12 protein-coding genes and 2 pseudogenes are annotated in these 24077 nt (G+C 74.4%); 10 read left to right on the forward strand and 4 right to left on the reverse strand.

The window, feature by feature from the left end; translation table 11 throughout:
• Positions 1 to 7: 7 nt before the first annotated feature.
• Positions 8 to 653 (forward strand): annotated as a pseudogene (locus ACFYOH_RS31485) (FMN-dependent NADH-azoreductase).
• Positions 654 to 747: 94 nt separating this feature from the next.
• Here ACFYOH_RS31485 and ACFYOH_RS31490 read toward each other — a convergent pair.
• The 3 genes and pseudogenes from ACFYOH_RS31490 to ACFYOH_RS31500 form a co-directional block, all read right to left on the reverse strand.
• A complete protein-coding gene (locus tag ACFYOH_RS31490; protein ID WP_388632553.1) occupies positions 748 to 1233 on the reverse strand; it encodes a MarR family winged helix-turn-helix transcriptional regulator in 486 nt (161 codons plus the stop codon).
• A gap of 334 nt (positions 1234 to 1567) precedes the next feature.
• Positions 1568 to 1789 (reverse strand): annotated as a pseudogene (locus ACFYOH_RS31495) (hypothetical protein); the annotation flags it as partial.
• Positions 1786 to 2799 (reverse strand): hypothetical protein, encoded by a 1014-nt coding sequence (locus ACFYOH_RS31500; RefSeq protein ID WP_388632556.1) that lies wholly within the window; start codon positions 2797 to 2799, stop codon positions 1786 to 1788. The gene ACFYOH_RS31500 and the pseudogene ACFYOH_RS31495, both read right to left, overlap by 4 nt.
• 126 nt (positions 2800 to 2925) lie before the next feature.
• Between ACFYOH_RS31500 and ACFYOH_RS31505 the strand changes: the two genes are divergently transcribed.
• The 8 genes from ACFYOH_RS31505 (at position 2926) to ACFYOH_RS31540 (ending at position 22079) form a co-directional block, all read left to right on the forward strand.
• Complete coding sequence (locus tag ACFYOH_RS31505; protein WP_388632558.1) at positions 2926 to 3378, forward strand: DUF4442 domain-containing protein; 453 nt, start codon at positions 2926 to 2928, stop codon at positions 3376 to 3378.
• Between the two features lie 516 nt (positions 3379 to 3894).
• Complete coding sequence (locus ACFYOH_RS31510) at positions 3895 to 5772, forward strand: ricin-type beta-trefoil lectin domain protein (protein ID WP_388632561.1); 1878 nt, start codon at positions 3895 to 3897, stop codon at positions 5770 to 5772.
• A 388-nt stretch (positions 5773 to 6160) separates the two neighbouring features.
• Positions 6161 to 13807 carry an SDR family oxidoreductase gene (locus tag ACFYOH_RS31515; protein WP_388632564.1) on the forward strand — a complete coding sequence of 2549 codons (7647 nt, stop codon included), beginning with the start codon at positions 6161 to 6163 and terminating at the stop codon, positions 13805 to 13807.
• 1 nt (position 13808) lies between these two features.
• A complete protein-coding gene (locus ACFYOH_RS31520) occupies positions 13809 to 18686 on the forward strand; it encodes a beta-ketoacyl synthase N-terminal-like domain-containing protein (RefSeq protein WP_388632567.1) in 4878 nt (1625 codons plus the stop codon).
• Positions 18683 to 19003 carry an acyl carrier protein gene (locus ACFYOH_RS31525; RefSeq protein WP_388632570.1) on the forward strand — a complete coding sequence of 107 codons (321 nt, stop codon included), beginning with the start codon at positions 18683 to 18685 and terminating at the stop codon, positions 19001 to 19003. The genes ACFYOH_RS31520 and ACFYOH_RS31525 overlap by 4 nt, the downstream gene beginning before the upstream one ends.
• A gap of 9 nt (positions 19004 to 19012) precedes the next feature.
• On the forward strand, positions 19013 to 19810 hold the full coding sequence (locus ACFYOH_RS31530) for an alpha/beta fold hydrolase (protein ID WP_388632979.1): 798 nt from the start codon (positions 19013 to 19015) through the stop codon (positions 19808 to 19810).
• Positions 19807 to 20988: a glycosyltransferase gene (locus tag ACFYOH_RS31535; protein ID WP_388632573.1), complete on the forward strand. Its 1182-nt coding sequence runs from the start codon at positions 19807 to 19809 to the stop codon at positions 20986 to 20988. The genes ACFYOH_RS31530 and ACFYOH_RS31535 overlap by 4 nt, the downstream gene beginning before the upstream one ends.
• Positions 20985 to 22079: a class I SAM-dependent methyltransferase gene (locus tag ACFYOH_RS31540; protein ID WP_388632576.1), complete on the forward strand. Its 1095-nt coding sequence runs from the start codon at positions 20985 to 20987 to the stop codon at positions 22077 to 22079. The genes ACFYOH_RS31535 and ACFYOH_RS31540 overlap by 4 nt, the downstream gene beginning before the upstream one ends.
• A gap of 6 nt (positions 22080 to 22085) precedes the next feature.
• On the opposite strand, the gene ACFYOH_RS31545 is transcribed toward ACFYOH_RS31540, so the two are convergent.
• A complete protein-coding gene (locus ACFYOH_RS31545; protein ID WP_388632579.1) occupies positions 22086 to 23147 on the reverse strand; it encodes a YbhN family protein in 1062 nt (353 codons plus the stop codon).
• Positions 23148 to 23397: 250 nt separating this feature from the next.
• Here ACFYOH_RS31545 and ACFYOH_RS31550 point away from each other — a divergent pair, with 250 nt between their 5' ends.
• Entirely contained in the window at positions 23398 to 24045 is a 648-nt protein-coding gene (locus ACFYOH_RS31550) for a DedA family protein (protein ID WP_388632582.1), read from the forward strand.
• Positions 24046 to 24077: the final 32 nt, after the last annotated feature.

The raw sequence follows: 24077 nt of genomic DNA on the forward strand, positions 1-24077 counted from the left end.
AAGGTCCATGGCCACGCTGCGGCACATCGACTCGTCCGTGTTTCCCGGCGAGACGTCCTCGTCCCGCTCGGTCATGGCCGCCTTCCGCAGGACCTGGGAGGAACGGCATCCGGAGGGCACGGTGATCTACCGCGACCTCGCCGCCGCCCCTGTCCCGCACATGACTGCCGACGCCTGGGCCGCCGGATACGCCGCCCCCACCGAGCGCACGCCGGAGCAGTCCGCCGCGTTCGCCGCACGCGTGAAGCTCATCGAGGAGCTGGAGCAGGCGGACGCCGTCCTGATCGGCGCCCCCATGTACAACTTCTCGATCCCCTCGACCCTCAAGGCGTGGCTGGATGCTCCTGCTCGGCCGCACGGCCGGCGAGACCCCCTCCGACCAGGGCACCCCGGTCACCGTCGTCGCCAGCCGCGGCGGCTCCTACGCGCCGGGGACCCCGCGCGAGGGCTACGAGATCGTGCAGAACTACCTGGAGGCCGTCCTCAAAGGCACCCTCGGCCTGGACCTCGACTTCATCGTCCCGGAACTCACCATGGCCCCCCGCAACCCGGCCATGGCAGAACTGATCCCCCTCTACGAGGCCGCGCGCGAGCGTGCCTTCGGGCACGCGCTGACCAAGGCCAAGGAGCTCGCGCAGCGCCTCGCCGTGTGACCCCCCAGGGCCATGGGTGCCCGTGTGACGCCCTGGGGCGAGGGGTCACGCGGCGTCGCCGCCCACGTGGCGGGCAACCAGTGCGCAGGCGCGCCTACGCCTCGCCGTCTGCGGGATACGCGATCCGGGTCAGTAGATCGGTCAGCTTCTCGGGCTCGCCGGGACCGAGATCGGCAACCAGACGCTCAGCCAGCGGCTCCGCCGCCACATGGGCCGCATCGAAGATTTCCAGTCCTTGAGGCGTGATCTCCACCGCCCGCACCCGCCGGTCCCCTGGAACGCTCTTGCGTACGGCGAGCCCGCTGCGCTCCAGATCGTCCACAATCCTCATGATGCCCGCCTTGTCGGACCCTGTCGCCGCCGCCAAGTCCCGCTGTACCGTGGGCCCACGGTCGACAAGCACGATCAGCACGGCAAAGTGCCGCAGCTCGATGCCGAGCGGCCGAAGCGCCTCCTCCATCACAGCAGCCGCGCGCCAGTGCGCCCGGCGCAGCAGCAGGCCGAGAGCGAAAGGTGAGGTGTCCCCGGGGCGGTCGGTCACACGCGAGGGCGTGGTCCTGAGAGGAACGTCGGCGCTCATGAGGTCAACTTTACGCTATCTACTCATTCGATATGGTATCGTCTGAAACCAAATGTGGCTTGTCGGCATCCTGGCCGCCCGCCTTCAACACGCTCCCCGGATCCAGGCTGCCGCGGCCTTCCGCGAGGGCGCCGTGCTCACCGATCTACTCCCAGCCGGTGACGCCACCGACGACACCGCCCTGATCATCGTGCGCCTGTGAACCCAGCCCGCCGCTTGCGTGCCCTCGGCCCGACCTCGCCGACGACTGGCGGCGCGCCACCGCGCCTGCTGCAGACATGGGGCAGCTTCGTTCTTCGACGGCGTTTCCGCTGGTGGTAGGCAGGTGGTGGCGCGGCACGGTGCGCGAGGCGGCGACCAGTCCCGCCTCTGTGCCGTCGCCGCCCGCGTACAGCACGGCGAACGCGGCGGCGGCGAGCGAGCCGTTGGGACCGGCACCGGTCACGACGGCCGCCGCGGTCAGCAGCGAGCAGTTGCGGCCCGCGCAGGAGGGACTGCGCGGTGCGTCGCAGTGCGCGTTTTCGACCGCGGTGCCGAAGCCGCCCCGCGGGGTCACTGGTTCGTCGGGTCTCCGTGCAGGCGGACCGTGTGGAGGATCTTCAGAACGGTCGCCCTGGGGACCTCGCCGTTCACTCCCGTTGCTCCGTAGAAGTTGAACGACACATAGTCGTGCACCGAGTTCTGGAAGCCGAAGGTGAGCGCCTTGCCGTCGCTGATGCACTTGCCCTTCTTCGGCGTGTGCGTCGACTGGGCCCAGGCGTAGCTGCCCTTGATGCCCGAATCCGTGGTGAAGGGGGTGGCCTTCTTGTCCCAGGAGATGCTCTTCTTGTCGGGCTGGGTGTAACCGCCGTAGACCCACCAGGCCGGCGTGTTGATCGCGATCTCGTCCGTGTTCTTGGCGCCGCTGGCACCCTTGACGCCGACGGTCCCCAGCGAGGTGTCCTCGGTACGTCCGTCCTTGTCGTCGTCGGAGGCGCACCACTTCGGCTGGTCCTCGGCGACGCCCGACATGATGATGCCCGTGTCCTGCTCGCCCTTCGGGAAGTCGAAGCCGATGCTCATGCCGGGGGACTGCACCTCCCAGTCGGCGGGTACGTCGAAGGCCACGCCCCACTTGGGGTTCACCACGACCTTCCAGCCGGCGATGGTCGGCTTCTCCGTCCCGGTGCCGCGCGGGTCGTCCGTCGCCGACGAACTGGCCGTGGGCTGGGACGTGGGCGACTGGCTCGCGTGCTGTCCGCCCTTGCCGCTGTCCGCCTGGTCCTTCTTGTCGTCCTTCCCGCCGAGGACGAGATAGCCGGTCACTCCCGCGGCCACCACGACCGCCGTGGCCGCGGCGATCGCGATCAGCTTGGTGCGCCCGCCACCTCCCTGCGGCGGCTGCGGGACGGGCACGGTGGGCGGCTGCGGCTGCCCCCACTGCGGCTGCTGACCGTACGGCCCGGCCTGCGGATACTGCTGGTATCCGGGCTGCTGGTACGGGTTCGGCTGCTGGTAACCCGGCTGTTGATACGGGTTGTTCTGCGGGTTGGGCGCGCCCCCTGGCGGCTGCTGATCTGGCCACATGGCGAGTAACCCTAGTGCTGCCAGGGACACGATTCGGTCACCGGCCCTCGTCAGGGTCGTAGCGAAGGGGGGCGGGCGGGGATCCGGTGCTGGCCAGTTTGGGCTACTCGTGAGTAACATGACGCCATGAGCGCAGACCAGATGTCGATCGGCGAGATGCTCGCCGCCACCGTGCCCATGGCCCGGACGCTGAACCTGGAGTTCCTGGAGACCTCTCCGGACAAGGCGGTCGTGTCCCTGCCGGACCAGGGCGCGTATCACAACCATGTGGGCGGGCCGCACGCCGGTGCGATGTTCACCCTCGGGGAGTCGGCCAGCGGGGCCATCGTGCTGGCCGCCTTCGGGGACCAGCTCTCCCGCGCGGTGCCGCTGGCGGTCCGTGCCGACATCGCCTACAGGAAGCTCGCGATGGGCGCCGTCACCGCGACCGCCATGCTGGGACGTCCGGCCGCCGAGGTCGTCGCCGAGCTGGACGCCGGGCAGCGCCCCGAGTTCCCCGTGGCGATCGAGATCCGCCGCGCGGACGGCGCCGTGACGGGCGAGATGACCGTCGTCTGGACGCTGCGGCCCAACGGCTAGGCGTCCACGGGGTGTTCGAGAGGGGGCTCGCTCTTGGGAGAGCCCCCTCTTCCTGCGTGCGTCGGGCTACGCCGCCCGGCGTCCGTCCCGGCCGCCGCTCGCGCTCTCCTCCAGCCCTGCCAGGCGGGTGCCGAGTCCGGCGCCCGGGACGACCGCCTTGCGGACCGTACGGGCAAGGGCGGGGTTCGCTGAGGAGTGGGGGGGCGATCATGCGGCCCGTCCTGGGGGGCGCGGATGAGAGCGCGCCGGGAGAAACCTGGGAACCGGCTGTGGAAGCGATGCCGACGGCAACTCTCATGCAATTCACCGAATATGAGGCCGGGTCAATCGAACTTCTTGTTTCCTGTGAGTCGCGTGTGCGAAGGTGAGCCTTCCCGCGGGAGGGCAAAGGCAGGCGTCGAACGCCAAGGCCGGCCCTACAGGTATGTACCAGAACCAGGCATGCCCCACATCGGCACTGCTTTCCGACAGGACGGCATTTCGAGTGCGGTCCTGCGGCTGGAAGGAAATGGTTCCGTGCAGTCCCCTCACCCCCCACGCCCGCCCCATCCGCCGCTGCCCGGTTCGCCCGGGGAGTCCGACCGCAATCTCGCCGCCCGGCTCGGCGGCCCGCATCCCGTCCGCCATCACGCCGTCGCCCTGCTGCTGGCCCGCCACTGGCGGGCCGCCCGCGACTACGCCGTCGTCTGCCTGGCCTCCGCCGGTCCCACGCCGCAACTCGTCGCCACCGCGGCCTTCCACGAGGTCCTCGGCCGGATGGCGGGCGGAGTGGCCGGCGGCGCCCTGCGCCCGCAACTGCTGGCCGCCGTCCGCGACATCGTCCGCGCCTGGGCGGCGGACGACGTGGCCTGCGCGACTCTGCCGGAATTGCGCAAACCCGCCGGAGGGCGCGGACTGCGTGCGAGAAAGCCCGGAACACCGGAAAGGCGACAACTCGCCGAACGCGCCTTCCGGGCACTTCCCGGCGCCTCGCAATGCCTTCTGTGGCACACCGAGGTCGAAGCCGAACCCATAAACATACCTGCCGGTCTGCTGGGCATCGACCCGGCCACCGCGACGGCCGCCCTGGAACAGGCGCGCGAGCAATTCCGGACGGGTTGCGTACGCGCCCACCGAGAACTCGCGCCCTCCAGGGAATGCCGCTTCTACAACCGGCTCCTGGACGTTCCCATGCGCCGTGGCGGCGCCCTGCTGCCCGACGTGCGACAGCACCTGACGGTGTGCGTCTACTGCCGGCACGCCGCCGAGACCTTCGGGCTGTTCGACGACGGCCTGGGCCTCCTGCTCGCCGAGACCGTGCTCGGCTGGGGCGCCCGCCGCTATCTCGACTCGCGCCCCGGACGCGGCGCCGCCGAGGAGTCGCCGTGTGCGCCGCAAGCCGCCCCGACGGGAGTGGGGGCCGGCGGCAGACACCGCACCGGGCCCGGCAGCCGCCACCGCAAGGCGGTCGTCATCGGCGTCGGACTGACCTCGCTCGCGCTGCTCGCCACCGTCCTCGTGGCCAAAAGCTGGTCGGACGACAACGGTGTCCCCGCGCCCGGCGCCACCTGGGGTGCCCCGGCCGGCCACCACACCCATCCGGGCGGCACCGGCCCCCGGGCCGCGACCGCCCCGTCCGCCGCCTCGGCCGGCGAACCCGTCGAGCCGGCCCACGGTGGCCTGCGCGGCCTCAGCTCCGGGCGCTGCCTCGACGTGCTTCCGGACGGCGTGCGGGCGGGCGCCGGCGTCGGGCTCGCGCCGTGCTCCTCCGCTGCCTCGCAACAGTGGTCGTACCAGGACGACGGGTTGCCGCGCGGCGCCGCCGGCCCGTCCCGGTGCCTGGCCGCCGGCCCCGGGACGAAGCGCGTCGTGCCGGCCGCGTGCGTCGTGCAAGCAGGGAAGGTGGTGTACGACATCACCGTGCGCGGCGAGATCCTGCCGCCCCGGTACGCGGGCCCCGCACTCGCTCCCGGCACCGGCGATGCGTCCGCCCGGGTCGTGCCGGCAGCGCGCGACGGTTCGCCGGAGCGGCGGTGGGTGCTGGAACCGGGGGCGCAGGGGACAGGAGGAAGGCGGCCGGACGCGGTGCAGGGCGGGTCGGACGCGCCGGGTAGCGGGCAGCCGGGGTTCTCCAAGGGCGATGGGTCCTCGCTCGGGCATGGATCCTCGCAGGACCATGGATCCTCGAAGGGCGACGGACTTTCACAGAATGAGGGCCCGACGCGCGGGGACACGCCGGGGGAGTCCGGCGAGCCGAACGAGACCCGGATCGCCCAGGCCCGCGCCGACCACGGCCGGCGGCACACCGGGTCCGGGTCGCCCGCGCGGGCGGTGCGCGCAGTGCACCGGGCCCTTCCGCCCCTCGCCGCCACGGTCGCCGTCGTACCGGCGACCGTGGGCGGACCGCTGCGCTGACGCGCGGCCCGGGACGTCCCCGGAGCCCCTGACCGCGATCGGGTCACGGCGCCGAAGTCATGCGGAATTTACAGACTTCGAGCGGATGTCCCGCCGCATTGCGGCGGGGTGAGTGCACGGTGAAGCGGGCGGGCACTTTGCCGGGGTTGTGGTGGTGTGGTGCGGGGGACCAGGTGGTCTCCCGCTCGCACCGGTGAGGGGAATTACCGCGTTTTCCCGGTTCTTGCGGGGAATTCGGCCCACTGGCCGAATCCATGTCACCGGGCACGAAAAGGGGGCGGCGTTATTGACCCGTGAGTAGCCCGAGGCTAGTTTCCGGTGCCCTCGCACCAGAGCGTTCCGCCGCACACCCCCCACCGTGCTGTCTCGCCGATCGTGCCGGAGCATCATGACCTCGCCTGTGCGCCCCCATGACCTCGTCCTGTGCCTCACCCCCTTCGCCGAACCCGACGCCGGTCTCACCGCCGCGGCGTGTGCCGCCGGCGCGCTCGGCATCCTCGACCTCGGCACCGGAGACCGCAGATCCCGAGAGACGCTGTCCCGGCTGAGACGGTCGGCGCCGGGCCCCTTCGGGGTGCGGGTGACCGGGCGCTGCGCCCTGACCCCGGCCGAGCTCGGCGACGCCCCCGACACCGTGGTCCGCACGGCGGACGCACCCTGGTCCCGGACCGAACTCCCCTCCGACTGCCGCCTGTTGGCGGAGGTCACGAACATCCGGCAGGCGCACGCGGCCCTGCGCGCAGGTGCCCAGGGGCTCATCGCCCGCGGGGGCGAGAGCGGCGGCCGGGTCGGTGCGTCGAGCACCTTCGTCCTGCTGCAACAGCTGCTGTCCGACGAGGAGTCGAGCCGCGTCCCGGTCTGGGCCTGCGGCGGCATCGGCCCGCGCACCGCGGCGGCCGCCGTGGCCGGCGGTGCCGCCGGGGTGGTCCTCGACAGCCAGCTGGCCCTGCTCGCCGAGTCGGGGCTGCCCGAGACGGTCCGGTCGGTGCTGCGCTCCCTGGACGGCTCGGAGACCGTGGTGCTCGGCGGCCACCGGGTCCTCAGGCGCCGGGGGCCGGACGCCCCGCGCCCACCGGCGGACGACCCCGAGGCGGTCGCGTCCCTGCTGGGCGCCGGCGATCTGCGCGGCCGGCTGCTGCCGGTCGGCCAGGACGGTTTCCTCGCCGCCCGGTTCGCCGAACGGTTCGGGGACGTACGACGGTCGGTGCGGGAGGTGTCGGCGGCGATGCACGCCGTGGCCGACGGCGGTGCGGCCACCGCGCTGCGCCCCGGGTCGGCCATGAGCCAGGCCCTCGGCACCCGGCTCCCCGTCGCGCAGGGGCCCATGACCCGGGTCAGCGACCAGGCGGGTTTCGCCGCGGCCGTCGCCGCGGACGGGGCGTTGCCGTTCCTGGCGCTGGCCCTGGCCGACGGCGAGCGGACCCGGTCGATGCTCACCCAGGCGCGGGCAGCGCTGGACGGGCGGCCCTGGGGCGTGGGCGTGCTCGGCTTCGCGCCCGAGGAGACCAGGAACGCCCAACTGGACGCCGTACGGGAACTACGGCCCACGCACGCGATCATCGCCGGCGGACGGCCCGCCCAGGCGGAGACGCTGGAGCGGGCCGGGATCCACACCTTCCTGCACGTGCCCTCGCCTGGCCTGCTGCGGCAGTTCCTCGACGCGGGCGCGCGCCGGTTCGTGTTCGAGGGGTCCGAGTGCGGCGGTCATGTCGGACCCCGGGCCTCCTTCCCCCTCTGGGAGGCGCAACTCGCGGTACTGCAGGACTTCCTGGCCGACGCCGACGAGGCGACCGCCCGGCGGCTGGAGGTGTTCTTCGCGGGCGGCGTCCACGACGAGCGGTCGGCTGCCATGGTCGCGGCCCTGGCCGCACCGCTCACCGCCCGGGGCGCCGCCGTCGGCGTGCTCATGGGCACCGCCTACCTGTTCACCGAGGAGGCCGTCGCACACGGCGCCGTCCGGCCGCTCTTCCAGCGGCAGGTGCTCAAGGCCACCGCGACCACCCTCCTGGAGACCGCCCCCGGCCACGCCACCCGCTGCGTCCCGAGCCCCTTCACCGCCGACTACCGTGCCCGTGAGGCCGCGCTACGCGCGCAGGGGCTGACCGACCGCGAGGTCTGGGAGGCGCTGGAACGGCTCAACGTGGGCCGGCTGCGCATCGCCAGCAAGGGCGTCGAGCGCGGAGCCGACGGCGCGCTGGCGACCGTGGCCGAGGAACGGCAGCTCACGGACGGGATGTTCATGGCCGGCGAGGTGGCCGTCCTGCGCTCGGCGACCACCACCCTGGCGGACCTGCACCGCTCGGTCACCGACGGCGCCGCCGAGCTCCTGACGCGGCGCGCCGGCGATGTCCGGACGCGGCGGGCCGCCCATCCGGGCGCGGCTTCCGCCGCCGAGCCGGAGCCGCCCGCACCGCTGGACATCGCCATCGTCGGCATGGCCTGCATGTTCCCCGACGCCCCCGACCTGGCCGCCTTCTGGTCCAACATCGTCACCGGCCGCGACGCCGTCACCGAGGTGCCGCCCGAACGCTGGGACCCGGCCGTGCACCACGCGGCCGGCAGCACGGCCTCCAAGTGGGGCGGATTCCTGCCCCGCATCCCCTTCGACCCGCTGGGCTACGGCATCCCGCCCGCCTCCCTCGGCAGCATCGAACCCGTGCAGCTGCTGTCCCTGGAGGCGGCCCGGCGGGCGCTGGAGGACGCCGGATACGGGGAACAGGGGCGGGCGTTCGACCGCGCGCGGACCTCGGTCGTGTTCGGTGCTGAGGCGGGCAGCGACCTGTCCAACGCCGTCACCCTGCGCGCGGTACTGCCGAAGTACTACGGCACGGTGCCCGACGGGCTGGACGAGCAACTGCCCCGGCTGACCGAAGACTCCTTCCCCGGCATGCTGGCCAACGTCATCTCCGGGCGGATCGCCAACCGGCTGGACCTCGGCGGCGCCAACTTCACCGTCGACGCCGCCTGCGCCTCCTCCCTCGCCGCCCTCGACGTGGCCTGCAAGGAACTCGGCTCCGGCACCAGCGACCTCGTCCTGTGCGGCGGCGCCGACCTGCACAACGGCATCAACGACTACGTCCTGTTCTCCTCCGTCCACGCGCTCTCCCCGACCGGACGCTCCCGTGCCTTCGACGCCTCCGCCGACGGCATCGCGCTCGGCGAGGGCGTGGCCTGCCTGGTCCTCAAACGGCTCGCGGACGCCGAACGCGCCGGCGACCGGATCTACGGGGTGGTCAAGGGCCTAGGCTCCGCCAGCGACGGCCGCTCCCTCGGCCTCACCGCGCCCCGCCCGGAAGGCCAGCGGGCGGCGCTGGAGCGGGCGTACCGCAACGCCGGTGTCTCGCCCGCGGACGTCGGCCTGGTGGAGGCGCACGGCACCGGTACGGTCGTCGGCGACCGCACCGAACTCACCGTTCTCGCCGAGGTGTTCGGCGAGGCGGGGGCGGGGACGGGCGGCTGTGCGCTCGGCTCGGTCAAGTCGCAGATCGGCCACACCAAGTGCGCCGCCGGCCTCGCGGGCCTCATCAAGACCGCCCTCGCCCTCCACACCGCTGTCATCCCGCCCACCCTGCACCTGGAGCGGCCCAACCCGGCCTGGGCGGAGGGCGACAGCCCGTTCGCCTTCCACACCCGCGCCCGGCCCTGGACGGCACCGGCCGCCGAACGCTTCGCCGGAGTCAGCGCGTTCGGCTTCGGCGGCACCAACTTCCACGCGGTGCTGGCCGCCCACGCCGGCGCCGTACCACCCCGTCAGTCCGCGGACGCCTGGCCGGTCGAGCTGTTCCTCTTCCGGGGCCGGGACACGGCGGCGGCCCACCGGCAGGCAGCGGAGATCCTCCGGGCCGCCGAGGCCGACGGCGCCCCCTGGCGCCTGCGCGACCTCGCCCTCGCCGCGGCCCACCGCGCCGACACCTCACACGAACCGGTCCGGGCCGCGCTCGTGGCCCGCGACACCGAGGAACTCACCGATCAGCTACGACGGCTCCTCGCCGGAGAGCACGACCCGGCCGCCGGCATCCACGTCGCCGACCCGTTGGCGGAGGGGGAGGCTTCCGCCGCTCCGGCGCAGGGGGAGGCCGCGCACTCGGTGCGGGCGGGCGTGCTGGACCGTGTCGAGGGGGGCGTCGCGAGTCCGGTGCCGGGCGTGATCGTGGGCCGGGAGCGGGCCGGAGTGGCGGGTCCGGTGCAGGACGTGATCGAGGGCCGGGCGTCGGGCGGGTTGGACGACCCGATGCCGGGCCGGAACGCCGACCCGCTCCAGAGCGAGGCCGCCGCCCCGGCGCCTGGCGAGTTCGCCGACCCGGTGCCGGGCGCGGGCGCCCACCCGACGGCGGGCAAGGTCGCCCGCTCGGTGGGCGGGGAGGGGGGCCGTCCGGTGGCCGGTGGGGTCGCCGGCTCGGTGGCCGGTGAGGTCGCCCACCCGGTGGCCGGGGAGGGGGGCCGTCCGGTGGCCGGGGAGGATGCCCACCCGGTGGCCGGTGAGGTCGTCCACCCGGTGGCCGGGGAGGGGGACCGTCCGGTGGCCGGTGAGGTCGCCCGCTCGGTGGCCGGGGAGGATGCCCACCCGGTGGCCGGTGAGGTCGTCCACCCGGTGGCCGGAGAGGGGGACCGTCTGGTGGCCGGTGAGGTCGCCCGCTCGGTGGCCGGGGAGGATGCCCACCCGGTGGCCGGTGAGGTCGCCCGCTCGGTGGCCGGTGAGGGGGACCGTCCGGTGGCCGGTGAGGTCGCCTTCCTCTTCCCCGGTCAGGGCAGCCAGCGCCCGGGCATGCTCGCCGAGCTCCTGGTGCACCTTCCCGAGCTGCGGTACTACCTGGACCTCGGCCGCGCACACGCCGACACCGTCCACCCGCCCGCCGCCTTCGACGAGGCCGCGCGAGCGCGCCGCCGGGCCGCCCTCACCGACACCCGGGCCGCGCAGCCCGCCCTCGGCATCACGGGCCTCGCCGCCCACGCCTTCCTCACCTCGGCCGGGGTCCGTCCCGACCAGGCCGCCGGGCACAGCTACGGCGAGCTGGTCGCCCTCGCCGCAGCCGGCGCCCTCGACCCCGAGACGTTGCTCGACCTGAGCGCCGAGCGAGCCGGCGCGATCCTGGCGGCGGCGGGCGACGACCCGGGCACCATGGCCGCCGTCGGCGCCCCCGCAGAGACCGTCGTACGCACCCTGCACACGACTGGCGCACCCGCCTCCGTCGTCGTCGCCAACCTCAACTCACCCGAGCAGACGGTGATTTCCGGACCGACGGCGGATGTCGAGGCGGCCGTACGGCTGCTGCGCGACGCGGGGCTCGGCGCCCGGCGCATCCCCGTGGCCTGCGCCTTCCACAGCCCGCTCGTGGCCGCTGCGGGGGAACGGTTCGCCAAGATCCTCGCGGACAGGACGGTACGGCCCCCCGAGTTCCCCGTCTGGGCCAACCGCACCGCCGCGCCCTATCCGCTCGACCCCGACGACGTGTGCGCCGAACTCGCCGCCCAGATCGGTGCCCCCGTCGCGTTCGCCGCCCAGATCGAGGCCATGTACGAGGCAGGCGCGCGCATATTCGTCGAGGTGGGCCCCGGCACCGTCCTCACCCGGCTCGTCGCACGCATCCTCGGCGACCGCCCGCATCGCACGATCGCCTGCGAACCGGACGCCGACAGCGGCCTGCGCGGCTGGCTCGACGCCCTCGCACGGCTCGCCGTCGCAGGACAGCCGGTGTGCACCTCCTGGCTCCTGCGGGGCCGCGACGCCGTCGACGCGCTGCGTGGCCCGGCACCGGAACGACCCGGCTGGACGGTCGACGGACACCTCGTCCGCACCGCCGACGGAGCACTCCTGCCCGGTGCTCTCGCACCGGCCCGACGAGTCGTGGAGACGACCGTGACCACCGACCAGCCGTACCGCGCCCCGGCCGACCGGGACGCGCTCATCTCCGAATTCCTGCGCACCAGCCGGGAGATGATCGCCGCTCAGCGCGATGTCCTGCTCACCTACTTCGGCGCGGCACCCGGCGTGACACCGCCGGTGCCCGTCCCATCCGCACCGCTTCCGCAGCTGGTCACACCTGAACCGCCACCGGGTGAGGCCGAGTCGGCCGGACCGGTGGACGACATCGAGCGGGTCGTCCTGGAGATCATCGGCGAACGCACCGGCTACCCCGTCGACATGATCGAGCCCGACCTCGACCTGGAGGCCGACCTCAGCATCGACTCGATCAAGCGGGCCGAGATAGCGGGCGAACTCGCCAGGCGGCTGGGCATCGCGGGCGGCGCAGAGGTGCTGGACGACGCCGAACTGGAGGAACTGGCCAAGGCGCGTACGGCGGCCGCGGTGACGGGGTGGCTGACGGCACGGGTGGGGGCGCGGTCCGCTCACGGGCAAGGCCGGCACGATGAGTCCAGCACCGGCGGCCAGGCCGGGTACGCGGAAGAGCGGACCGATGCGGCCTTCACCGACGCGGCGGCCCCGCCCACCCGGGAACCGGCCGAGGCGGCATACGCCCCCGCCCCGGCCCTCGGCGTTTCGCCCCGGCGCTGCGAGCTGCGGCCCGTGCCCCTCCCGGAGCCGGACCCGGCTGCCGCCGACGAACAGGACCACGCCCTGTCCGGCCGGCGTTTCGCCCTCCTCGGGGACGGTGCGGGCGCGGCGGCGGCGCTCGCGGCGCGGCTCGCCGAGCACGGCGCCGAAGCCGTACTGCTCGACGCGGCCCACCTCCTTACAGCGGCCGACGGCCCGGTGGACGACGTCGTGTACCTCGGCGCGCTGCCCGGCCCGGACGTCCCCGTGCTGCCGGACGCCTTCCCGGTGCTCCGCGCGGCGCTCGCATGCGGCCCGCGCCGACTGCTCGCCCTCCGGGCCACCGACCTTGACGGCGCCCTGCGGGCCGACGACCGTGCGGGCGCTCTGCCGGCAGCCAACCGTGCCGGCGTTCTCCGGGCGGCCGGACTGGACGGCCTGTTCCGCAGCGTCGGCCGTGAGTACCCGGACCTGCTCGCACGGGTCGTCGCCGTCACGGACACCGCCCCGGCGGCCGTCGCCGACGCCCTGCTCGCCGAGCTGCGGGCGCCCGAACCGGCCCCCGTGGTCCTCCGTACGGCGGCCGGTGCCCGGCGGGGTCTCGCGCTGGTGCCCGCGCCTCTCGGCCCGCTCGCCGCGACCGGCGCCGGACCTGCCGGGGACGGCGCCGCCGAGGCGGCAGCGCTCGGCCTCGACCGGGACTCCGTGGTCCTGCTGGTCGGCGGCGCCCGGGGCATCACCGCGAGGTTCGCGGCCACCCTGGCCGGCGCCTGCCGCTGCCGTATCGAGCTGCTGGGCCGTACGCCCGCGCCCACCGCATCCGAGGCTCCGCTCACCGCCGCCGCGCGCACCCCGGTCGAGCTGCGGGCGGCGCTCGCCGCCGGACCGGGCGCGCGCGGCCCAGCCGAGATCAACCGGGCCGCCGGACTGATCCTCGCTCAGCGGGAGATCACCACGACCCTCGCGGAACTCCGTGCGCTCGGCAGCGAGGCACGCTACCGCTCGGTGGACTTCCGGGACCGGGACGCCGTCCTGCGAGCCGTCAAGGAGATCCACGCCGAACACGGCCGGCTCGACGGGGTCGTCTTCGCCGCCGGGGTGATCGAGGACCGGCTGATCGCCGACAAGACCCCCGAGTCCTTCCAGCGGGTCTACGGCACGAAGACGGCTGGGGCCGCGGCGCTGTTCGCCGCGCTGGACGACCTGCCGGGCGCACCCGCCTTCACCGTGCTGTTCGGCAGCATCGCCGCCGTCCTCGGCAACCGCGGCCAGTCCGACTACGCCGCCGCCAACGACGCCCTGGAAGCCCTCGGCGCCGACTGGGCCGCCCGGACCGGCGCTCGCGCGCTCACCGTCCACTGGGGACCCTGGGCGCCGACCGCCACGCACGGCGGCATGGTCGGCGCGGAACTCGGCCGTGAGTACGCCCGGCGGGGGATCGAGCTGATCGACCCCGACGAGGGCACCGCGGCCCTGCTGCGGGAACTCGCCTGGGGCGAACCGTCGGCCCGCGCCGTCGTCTACACCGCGTCGGGCTGGTGACATGACGGCACGTCAGATTCCCGTCGCCGTCGTGGGGATGGCGGTGCTGCTGCCCGGTGCCCCCGGCCTGGACGCCTACTGGCGCAATCTGCGCGACGGCGTCGACGCCATCACCGACGTCCCCGCCGGCCGCTGGGACGCCGACTACTACCGGCCCGGCTCGGCCACCGGACCCGCCGCCCCCGACCGGATCTACTGCCGGCGCGGCGGATTCGTGGACGGCCTCGCCGAGGTGGACGTCACCCGTTACGGCATCATGCCCGCCTCGGTGCCCGGCACCGAGCCCGACCAGCTGATCGCCCTCGACGTGGCCGCTGCCGCCCTCGCGGACGCGGGCGGCGAGGAACGGCTCCCGGCCCGGGACCGGGTCGGGGTCGCCCTGGGCCGCGGCGGCTATCTCACCCCGGGCCTGGTCCGCCTGGACCAGCGGGTGCGCACGGCCGGACAACTCACCCGTACGCTGGGCGAGTTGTTACCCGACCTCGCCACCGCCCAACTCGACCGGATCCGTGCGGCGTTCACCGAACGACTCGGCCCCGACAGCCCCGAGTCCGCGATCGGCCTGGTCCCCAACCTCGCCGCCTCCCGCATCGCCAACCGGCTCGACCTGCGCGGCCCCGCCTACACCGTGGACGCCGCCTGTGCCTCCTCCCTGGTCGCCGTCGACCAGGCGGTCACCGCACTCACCGCCGGCCGCTGCGACCTGATGCTGGCCGGGGGAGTGCACCACTGCCACGACATCACCCTCTGGAGCGTCTTCGCCCAACTGCGCGCCCTGTCCCCGAGCCAGCGCATCCGCCCCTTTCACCGCGGCGCCGACGGCATCCTCATCGGCGAGGGCACCGGCGTCGTCGTACTCAAGCGGCTCGCGGACGCCGAACGCGACGGCGACCGCGTGTACGCGGTGATCCGGGGCACGGGCGTGGCGAGCGACGGCCGTACGGCGGGGCCGGCCGCACCGGACCCCGGCGGGCAGACCAGAGCCGTGCGCCAGGCCTGGCGGGCCGCCGGGCTCGACCCCGCCGCACCGGACTCCCTCGGCCTGCTGGAGGCGCACGGCACCGCCACACCGGCCGGTGACGCGGCCGAACTCGCCACTTTGGCCGCGGCGTTCGGGCCGCCGGACGGCCAGGGCATCCGCCCGGTCCTCGGCTCGGTGAAGTCGATGATCGGCCACACCATGCCGGCCGCCGGGGTCGCCGGCCTGGTCAAGGCCGCCCTCGCCCTCCACCACGGCACCCTCCTGCCCACCCTCCACTGCGACGACCCCCATCCCGCCCTCGCCGCCACCCGCTTCCGCACACTGCAGCAGGCACAGCCCTGGGAGAAGGGCCCCCGGCAGCCGGTCCGCCGGGCCGCCGTCAACGCGTTCGGCTTCGGCGGGATCAACGCCCATGTGGTGCTGGAGGAGGCGCCGGGTGCCGGTTCCAAGCCGGGTGGGGCCGGGGGTGCGCCTTCCGGCCGGACGGGGGCCGCGCGTGTTGGTCCGGAGCCTGCTGAGACAGTGCTTGGCCGGTCGACGGGACCAGGGGTGGATGGGACAGCGCCGCCCGATGCGCGCCCGGCCTCCGCTTCCGCGCAGGTCAGCGAGCCCGAGCGGATCCTGCTGCTCGCCGCCGAGGGTGTGACGGACCTCGCCGCCGTACTCGGCGCCGACGACTCCGCCGTCCTCGCCGCCGGTCTCGACCCGGGCCGGCCGCACCCCGCCGCCGGCCCGGTCCGGCTCGGGATCGTGGATCCGACCGCCAAGCGGCTCGCCCTGGGCCGCCGTGCGGTCGCCAAGGGGCGTGGCTGGCACGGCCGCAGCGATGTCTGGTTCCGGCCGGGCCCACTGCTCGGCCCGGCCGGCGGCGGCAGGCTGGTGTTCGTCTTCCCCGGCCTGGAAGGCGTCTTCACACCCCGCACCGACGACATCGCGGCCCACTTCCGCCTCACCCCGCTGCCCGGCACGGACGTCCGCGTCGGTGACGTCGGTCGGCACGGCTTCGGCGTCGTCGGGGTGGGCCGCCTGCTGGACCGGGCCCTGCGTCGCATGGGTGTCGTACCGGACGCGGTCGCCGGGCACAGCGTCGGCGAGTGGACGGCCATGGCGGCGGGCGGGCTGTACGCTCCGGAGCAAGTGGACACGTTCATGGCCGGGTTCGACCCGGACACCGTCACCGTCCCCGGTCTCACCTTCGCCGCCCTCGGCACGTCCGCCGCGCACGTCCGCGCCCTGCTCGCCGAGCACTGGGCCGACTCCGGGATCGTGCTCTCGCACGACAACGCGCCCCGCCAGTCCATGGTCTGCGGCCCCGGCGCGGCGGTCGAGGAGTTCGTACGATCCCTGCGCGCGCAGGGTGTGATCTGCCAGGTGCTGCCCTTCCGCTCCGGCTTCCACACGCCGATGCTGGAGCCCTACCTCGCCCCCATCAGGGAGGCCGCCGAACGCTTCCGGCTCCACCCGCCGACCGTACCGGTGTGGTCCGGGACGACCGCCGCGCCCTTCCCCCGGGCCGAGCGGGCGGTGCGCGAGCTGTTCGTACGGCATCTGCTGGAACCGGTCCGCTTCCGCGAGCTGACCGAGGCCCTGTACGCCGCCGGGCACCGCGTCTTCGTCCAGATGGGCCCCGGTCGGCTCACCTCCCTGATCGCCGACACCCTCGGCGACCGCGACCACCTGTCCGTGACCGCCAACGCGCCCGAGCACAGTGGCCTGGCCCAACTGCACCGTGCCGCAACGGCGTTGTGGACCGCCGGAGCGGCGGTGGCAGCGGCGGTGCCGGCCGTGGCAGCACACAGCACGGCGAGCACGCCCACTGAGCCACCGGCCACCACGGCGACGACGTCCGCTGGGCCGCCACCCGTCACAGCGACCGCACCGGCCCCCCGGCGCCGCCCACCCGTCCGGCTCGACCTCGGCGGGGCCCTCGTCTCGCTGGACGGACCAGCACTCGACGCGCTCCGCGCAGAACTGCGCCCCGCACCACCTGCCGTACACCCCGCACCCACGCACCCCCCGGGACCGTCCGTCGCCGCACGCCCCGCGCCCACGGCTCACCCGACCGGCCCGGGCCTCGGCGAACTCGACGACCTGGCCCCGTACTTCCCGGCCGCCGCCGAACTGACCGCCCTGCTGCGGGACACCGCGGACACCGCGGCGGAGCTGATCGCGGCGAGCGCCCGGCGCGACCGGAGCGGCCCCGCCCCCACAGCCACGGCGCCCGCGCCCGCTGCACCGCCCCCCGCACCCACCGCCCCGCCCGCCGTGCCCACCACGACCAGGACCACCGTCACGCCGACCGCGACGACCACCACCGTCCATATCTCCCCCCACACCATGCCCCACCTCCTCGACCACTGCTTCTTCCCCCAGCGCCCCGGCTGGCCGGACCTGGAGGACCGTTGGCCGGTCGTCCCGGCCACCACGATCGTCCGGCACATGATGGACGCGGCGGAGGCGGCGGCCCCCGGCCTGCGGGCGGTCGCCGTGCACGAGGCCCGGTTCGACCGCTGGCTCACCGCCACACCCCCCGTCGACGTACCGGTCACCGTCACTCCGGTCCCCGGCCACCCGGTCCGCGTCACCGTCGCCTTCGGCCCCACGGCCCGCGCCACGGTCGAACTCGCCCCGCACCACCCGACCCCGCCCACGCCCAGCCCGCTCCCCGACGCCCCCGAACGCCGCCCCGAGCACACCGCCGCCCAGCTCTACCGGGACCGCTGGATGTTCCACGGCCCCGGCTTCCAGGGCCTGACCGGCCTCACCGCGATCGGCGAGCGGCACATCCGGGGAGTGATCAGCGCGCCCGCCGCCCCGGGCGCGCTGCTGGACAACGTGGGCCAGTTGCTCGGCTACTGGATCATGGCGACCCGTACCGAGCGGACCGTCGTCTTCCCCGTGCGGATACGGCACCTTCGGTTCCACGGACCCCATCCGGCCCCTGGCACCGAGGTCGGCTGCGTGCTGCGCATCAGCTCCCTCACGGACACCGTCCTGGAGGCTCACGCGGAACTCACCGTCGGCGGCCAGGTGTGGGCGCTGATCGGCGGCTGGCAGGACCGCCGCTTCGACAACGACCCCACCACCCGGCCCGTCGAACGCTTCCCCGAACGCCACACCCTGTCCCGGGCCAAGCCCGGCGGCTGGACGCTGGTGCACGAGCGCTGGCCGGACCTCGCCTCCCGCGAGCTGATCATGCGCAACTCGCTCGGCGGCGCCGAACGGGCCGACTACGCCGAACGCCCGCCGCGCGGCCGCCGCCAGTGGCTGCTCGGCCGGATCGCGGTCAAGGACGCCGTACGGCAGTGGCTCTGGCAGCACGGCGAAGGACCCGTCTTCCCCGCGGAACTGCGCGTGCGCAACGACCAGTCGGGGCGCCCGTACGTCACCGGGGTGCACGGACGCGCCCTGCCCCCGCTGGACGTGTCGCTCGCCCACCGGGCCGAGGCGGCCGTGGCGATCGTCCGGCCGCACACCCCGTGGCCCGGCCCCGGCATCGACATCGAAGAGGTCGCCGAGCGCGACCCGGCGACCCTCGCCACCGCGCTCGGCCCCACCGAACTGCGCCTGCTGCACACCCGTGCGGCCACGGGCGGGCAGGCCGTGTGGTTCACCCGGTTCTGGGCGGCCAAGGAGGCGGTCGCCAAGGCCGAGGGCACCGGATTCGGCGGCAGACCACGGGACTTCGCGGTGCTGGAGGCCGCGCCGGACGGCACCCGGCTGCTGGTCTGCGGCCGCCTGGAACGCGTCTACACCGTGCACTGCACCCCGGTGGCCAATCCGCCCGCCCTGTCACAGCGCACCTACGTGGTGGCCTGGACGACCGGGCCCGGAGCCGACGACGGACACCCCGACCCCGGACAACCAGACGAAGCAGCCGAGGAGTACCCCCGATGAACCCCACCCAGCCGGTCCCGGCGCGGCCCACCGCCGACACCGTGCTCGCCGACCTCACCGGCATGCTCCTCACGGTGCTCGCGGAGTACGGCGACGACGACGTGGTCATCACCATGTCCACCACCTTCAACCGCGACCTGGAGCTGGAGAGCATCGACCTCGTCACCCTGGCCGGGCTGCTGGAGGAGCGCTACGGGCAGCGGATCAACCTCGCCGAGTTCCTGGCCGGCATGGACTTCGACGAGATCATCGACCTGACCGTCGGCCGGCTCGTGGAGCACGTCGTGTGGAGCCTGAAGACCACGCAGGCGGGCTGAGCCGTGGCGATGGTCGACGCCGGCGGGATCCGGCTGCACGTCCAGCGCACGGGGCCGGCCGACGGCCGTGTCCCGCACGCCACCGTCGTCCTGGTGCACGGGCTGCTCACCGACAGCCTGGCCAGCTACTACTTCACCGTCGCGCCCATGTTCGCCGCGGCCGGCCTCGACGTCCTCATGTACGACCTGCGCGGCCACGGCCGCAGCGAGCGCCCGAAGCAGGGCTACACCCTCGACCACAACATCGACGACCTGGAGGCCATCCTCGACCGGCTGGCCGTCACCGGGCCCGTCCATCTGGTGGGCAACTCCTACGGCGGAACGATCGCCTTCGGCTTCGCCGCCCGCCACCCGGCGCGCACGGCCAGTCTGACGCTGATCGAGTCCGAGCCCGCGACCACCGCCTGGGCGGCGAAACTCGGCCGGATCCTCGACCGGGTCATGACCGAACTAGCCCACAACGAACCCGACGCGATCGCCTGGATCACCACGCACCGCGGCCGCAACACCGCCCGGCTGGCCAAGGGCGCGGCCCGGCTCGCCCGGGAGACCACCCTCGGCCGGGACATCCCCACCAGCCGGGTGCTGACCGAGGCCGCCGTCAGGGCCGTACGCTGCCCGGTCCTCGGCGTCTACGGCGGCGAGTCGGACCTCGCGGACCTGGTCCCGCTGATGCGGTCGCTGCTGGCGGACTACCGGGCGGTCGTGCTGCCCGGGCACGAGCACTCGGTGCTCGTGGAGGCGCACACGGCCGTCGGCGGGCACATCCTGGACCTGATCGGCGCCGGGGCGGGGGTCGTCGGATGAGCGGCTTCCTCTTCGTGGTGCCGCCGCTGACCGGTCACGTCAACCCTGCCGTCGGCGTCGCCGCCCGACTGGCCGCGCACGGGCACCGCGTGGCCTGGGTGTGCGCGGATCCGGCGCTGGTACGGCGGCTCGCGGGTCCGGACGCCGAGGTGTTCGGCTGCGGGGGCCCGGTGCCGGGCGCCGAGGGTGCCGTACGGCCGCCGGACCTGCGCGGCGCGGAGGCGCTGAGGTTCCTGTGGGAGGGCTATCTGCTCCCGCTCGCCGACGCCATGGCGCCCGGTGTCCGCGCGGCGGCGGGGGCGTTCCGCCCGGACGTGGTGGTGGCCGACCAGCAGGCCTTCGCCGGCGCCCTGGTGGCCGAACGCCTCGGACTGCCGTGGGCCACCTCGGCCACCACCTCGGCGGAGTTCACCGGCGCCTACGACGGCCTGCCGAAGGTCGCCGCCTGGCTGCGAGACCGCCTGACCGAACTGCGCGCCCGCGTAGGCGACCCGTCCGGCACCGCCGACCCACGCTTCTCGCCGCACCTGACGGTGATCTTCAGCACGCCCGAACTCCTCGGCGTCCAGGCGCCGTTGGCCCCGCACATCCACTACGTCGGCCCCTCCCTCGCCGCCCGCCCGACCGGCCCCGGTTTCCCCTGGGAGCTGCTGGACCGGTCCCGGGCGAAAGTGCTGGTGACCCTGGGCACGGCGAACGCCGACGCGGGCGCCAGGTTCCTCGCCGAGTGCCTCAGCGCGCTGCGGGAACGCGCCGACCGGGTGCAGGCGGTGATCGCCGACCCGGGTGGTGACCTCGCGGTGCCACCCGGCGACAAGGACGTCCTGGTCCTTCCGTCCGTGCCGCAGCTCGCGCTGCTGGAGCGGATGGACGCCGTCATCTGCCACGCCGGACACAACACCGTGTGCGAGGCCCTGTGGCACGGCGTGCCGCTCGTCGTCGCGCCCATTCGCGACGATCAGCCGGTGGTGGCCGGACAGGTCGTGGACGCCGGCGCCGGCGTCCGGATCCGCTTCGGCCGGGCCCGCGCGGACCGGCTCGGCGCGGCACTCGACACCGTCCTCACCGATCCGGTCCACCGGGCCGCCGCCGTCCGCATCCGCACCGCGTTCCGCGCGGCGGGCGGGGCCCGGGCCGCGGCGGCCCATCTCGAACGACTCGCAGCGGAGGGCCGATGAGCGACCACGAAGAACAGAACGCCGAGAGCGCCCAGAAGGACAGGACGGCGCGTATCGCCGCCCTGCGTCCCGCCTACCAGAGCGACCTGGCGGCCGGCACGGAACGCTTCTTCACCGCCCGCCGCCCCGACTGCCCCTGGTGCGGCTCGGCCCGGCTCACCACCCGGCTGCGGACCACCGACCTGCTCCAGCACAAGCCCGGCCGCTTCACCCTCGACCGGTGCGCCGACTGCGGCCACATCTTCCAGAACCCCCAACTCGCCGCCGCCGGGCTGGAGTTCTACTACCGGGACTTCTACGACGGCCTCGGTGAACAGCGCATGAGCGGCACCTTCGGCGGCCGTGGCGCGATGTACCGGGCCCGCGCCGAGGCGATGCTCCCGTACGACCCCGCCCCGAAGACCTGGCTGGACGTCGGCACCGGCCACGGTCACTTCTGCGCGAGCGCCCGCGCCGTCCTGCCCGGCACCTCCTTCGACGGCCTCGACTTCACCGACGGCGTCGAACTCGCCGCCCGCGAGGGCCGCGTGGACCACGCCCACCGCGGCGCCTTCCCCGATCTGGCGCCCGAACTGGGCGCCCGCTACGACGTGGTGAGCATGTTCCACTACCTGGAGCACAGCACCGACCCGGACCGCGAACTCCGTGCCGCCCACCAGGTCGTACGCCCCGGCGGCCACCTGCTCATCGAGGTGCCGGACCCGGAGAGCCGCTACGCCCGGCTGCTCGGCCGCTGGTGGCTGCCCTGGCTCCAGCCCCAGCACCTGCACCTCATGCCGGTCGCGAGCCTCCGACGGCGGCTGACCGAGCTGGGCTTCACCGTGCTCGCCGAGCAACACGCCGAAGCGCATGACCCGGTCGACCTGCTCGCCGCGGTCTGGCTGACCCTCGACCACACCGCCCCGCGCGAGGACGCCCCCTGGCTGCCGGAGCCGCCCCGCGCCCTACGACGCGCCACGCGCACCGCACTGCTGCTCGCGGGGGTGCCCGCCCTCATCGCGGCGACGCTCCTCGACCGGTTCGCGGTACGCCCCCTGTCCCACCGCCTCGGCCTGTCCAACGCCTACCGCCTGGTGGCGCGCCGCGAGTGACTCCGCTCACAGCACCTTGGCCCGGATCAGCGCGGACAGCGTGAGGGTGCCCGGCAGCAGCGGCACCCAGTCGGTCAGCACCCGGTAGCCGATGACCGTCGCCGTGGCCACCGCCGGCCCGGCGCCGAACGTGACCAGCGTCCACACCAGCGCCGCGTCGACCGCGAACCCGCCCGGCGCCGGAACCGCCCCCACGGCCGTGCCCGCCGCGAGATAGGCGAGCACCACATGCGCCCAGGGCAGCCCCAGCCCGAGCGCGGCACCGACACAGGCCAGGGTGGACCCCTGCACCAGCGGCATCGCCACCGCCCCGCCCCACAGCGCGACCACGCGGCAGGGCCTCGTGTGCACCTCCCGGGCGTCGGCGAGGGCGGAGCGCAGCAGCCCGGTCACCGGTCGCCGCAACGGCCGTACGACCGTCAGCAGCACCCCCGCCACCGCGACGGCCCCGCCCACGACGGCGGCGACCGGAACCACCAGCCGTCCGTCCGGCACCAGATCCCCGAGCCGCCGCCAGGCCGGTGAGGTGGCGAGGAACACCAGCAGCACCAGGGTCTTCGCGCTCGACTTGGCCAGCGAGTACAGCCCGATCGACGCGGTGGCCCGGGCCGGCGTCACCCCTTGGCCCTGCAGAAAGCGCAGTGTGACGGCATGGGCGCCGAGCCCGGCCGGCAGCGCGTGGTTGGCGGCACCGGCGGCGAACTGCGAGGCCAGCAGCAGCCCCGGGGGCACCCGGTCGGGCAGCGCGCCCTGCCGGACGCACGTGGCCGCCACACAGTTCAGGCAGGTGAAACCGGCCCCGGCCAGCAGCCACCCCGGGTCGGCCGCGAGCAGCCGCCGGACCCCCTCGTACATCACGGGCCGGTTGGCGACGGCCCAGCCGGCGGCGAGCAGCAGGGGAGCCAGGCACAGGACCAGCCGGACGTGCCGGGCCGCGAGGGGGGACACGGACCGGGGAGCGGATTCGGAACCGGTGTCGGGCGGGGCACCGGGGCCGACGGGGAGCGGATCCGCCGTCCGGGGACACGGCGGGGAGGGGAGCGAAGGGGACGGAGACAGTGAGGACACGGGGACGTCGTCCTTCCGCAGCGGGTCCCTGCGGGGACCTGGGGGAGGCGGGTCGGGCGATACCGCGGGGAGCCTTCCCCTCCCGCGTGACACGGGGATGTCCGAAAACCGAAGGCGCGAGGGCGGGACGGTGCCGCCGGGCGGGTGCGCGCAAGCCGCCGTTCACCGCCGACCAGGTAGCCTTCCCTTGGGGCGCGCTGTGCATGCGGCGGCCCGGAACGCAAGGACAGCGACAGGGGAGGATCCCGCGGTGCACGTCCAGGAATGGCTCGACACGGTGCCCGCGGCCGCCGTCTACGCAGTGGTGGCCCTGGTGATCGGTGTGGAGAGCCTGGGCATCCCGCTTCCCGGAGAGATCATCCTGGTCTCGGCGGCGCTGATGTCCTCCCAGCACTCGGGCATCAATCCGGTCGTCCTCGGCGCGTGCGCGACCGCGGGTGCCGTGATCGGCGACTCCATCGGCTACGCGATCGGCCGCAAGGGCGGCCGCCCGCTGCTGGCCTGGCTGGGCGACAAGTTCCCGAGACACTTCAGCGAGGGCCATGTGGCCACCGCCGAGCGGTCGTTCGAGAAGTGGGGGATGTGGGCCGTCTTCTTCGGCCGCTTCGTCGCCCTCCTGCGCATCTTCGCCGGCCCGCTCGCGGGCGTCCTCCAGATGCCGTACTGGAAGTTCCTGATCGCCAACGTCCTCGGCGGCATCTGCTGGGCGGGCGGCACCACGGCCGCCGTCTACTACGTCGGCGTGGTGGCCGAGGGCTGGCTGAAGAAGTTCTCCTACGTGGGCCTGGCGGCGGCGGTCCTGCTCGGTCTCGCCACCATGCTGATCATCAAGCGCAAGGCGAAGAAGGCCCAGCAGCAGGCGGACCGAGAAGCAGAACCTGTAAGCGCCGGGGAGTAGGACGCCCCCACAGGGGCGCGGGGAACTGCGGG

The organism is Streptomyces sp. NPDC007856 (genome assembly GCF_042868225.1).
Classification (GTDB): Bacteria; Actinomycetota; Actinomycetes; order Streptomycetales; family Streptomycetaceae; genus Streptomyces.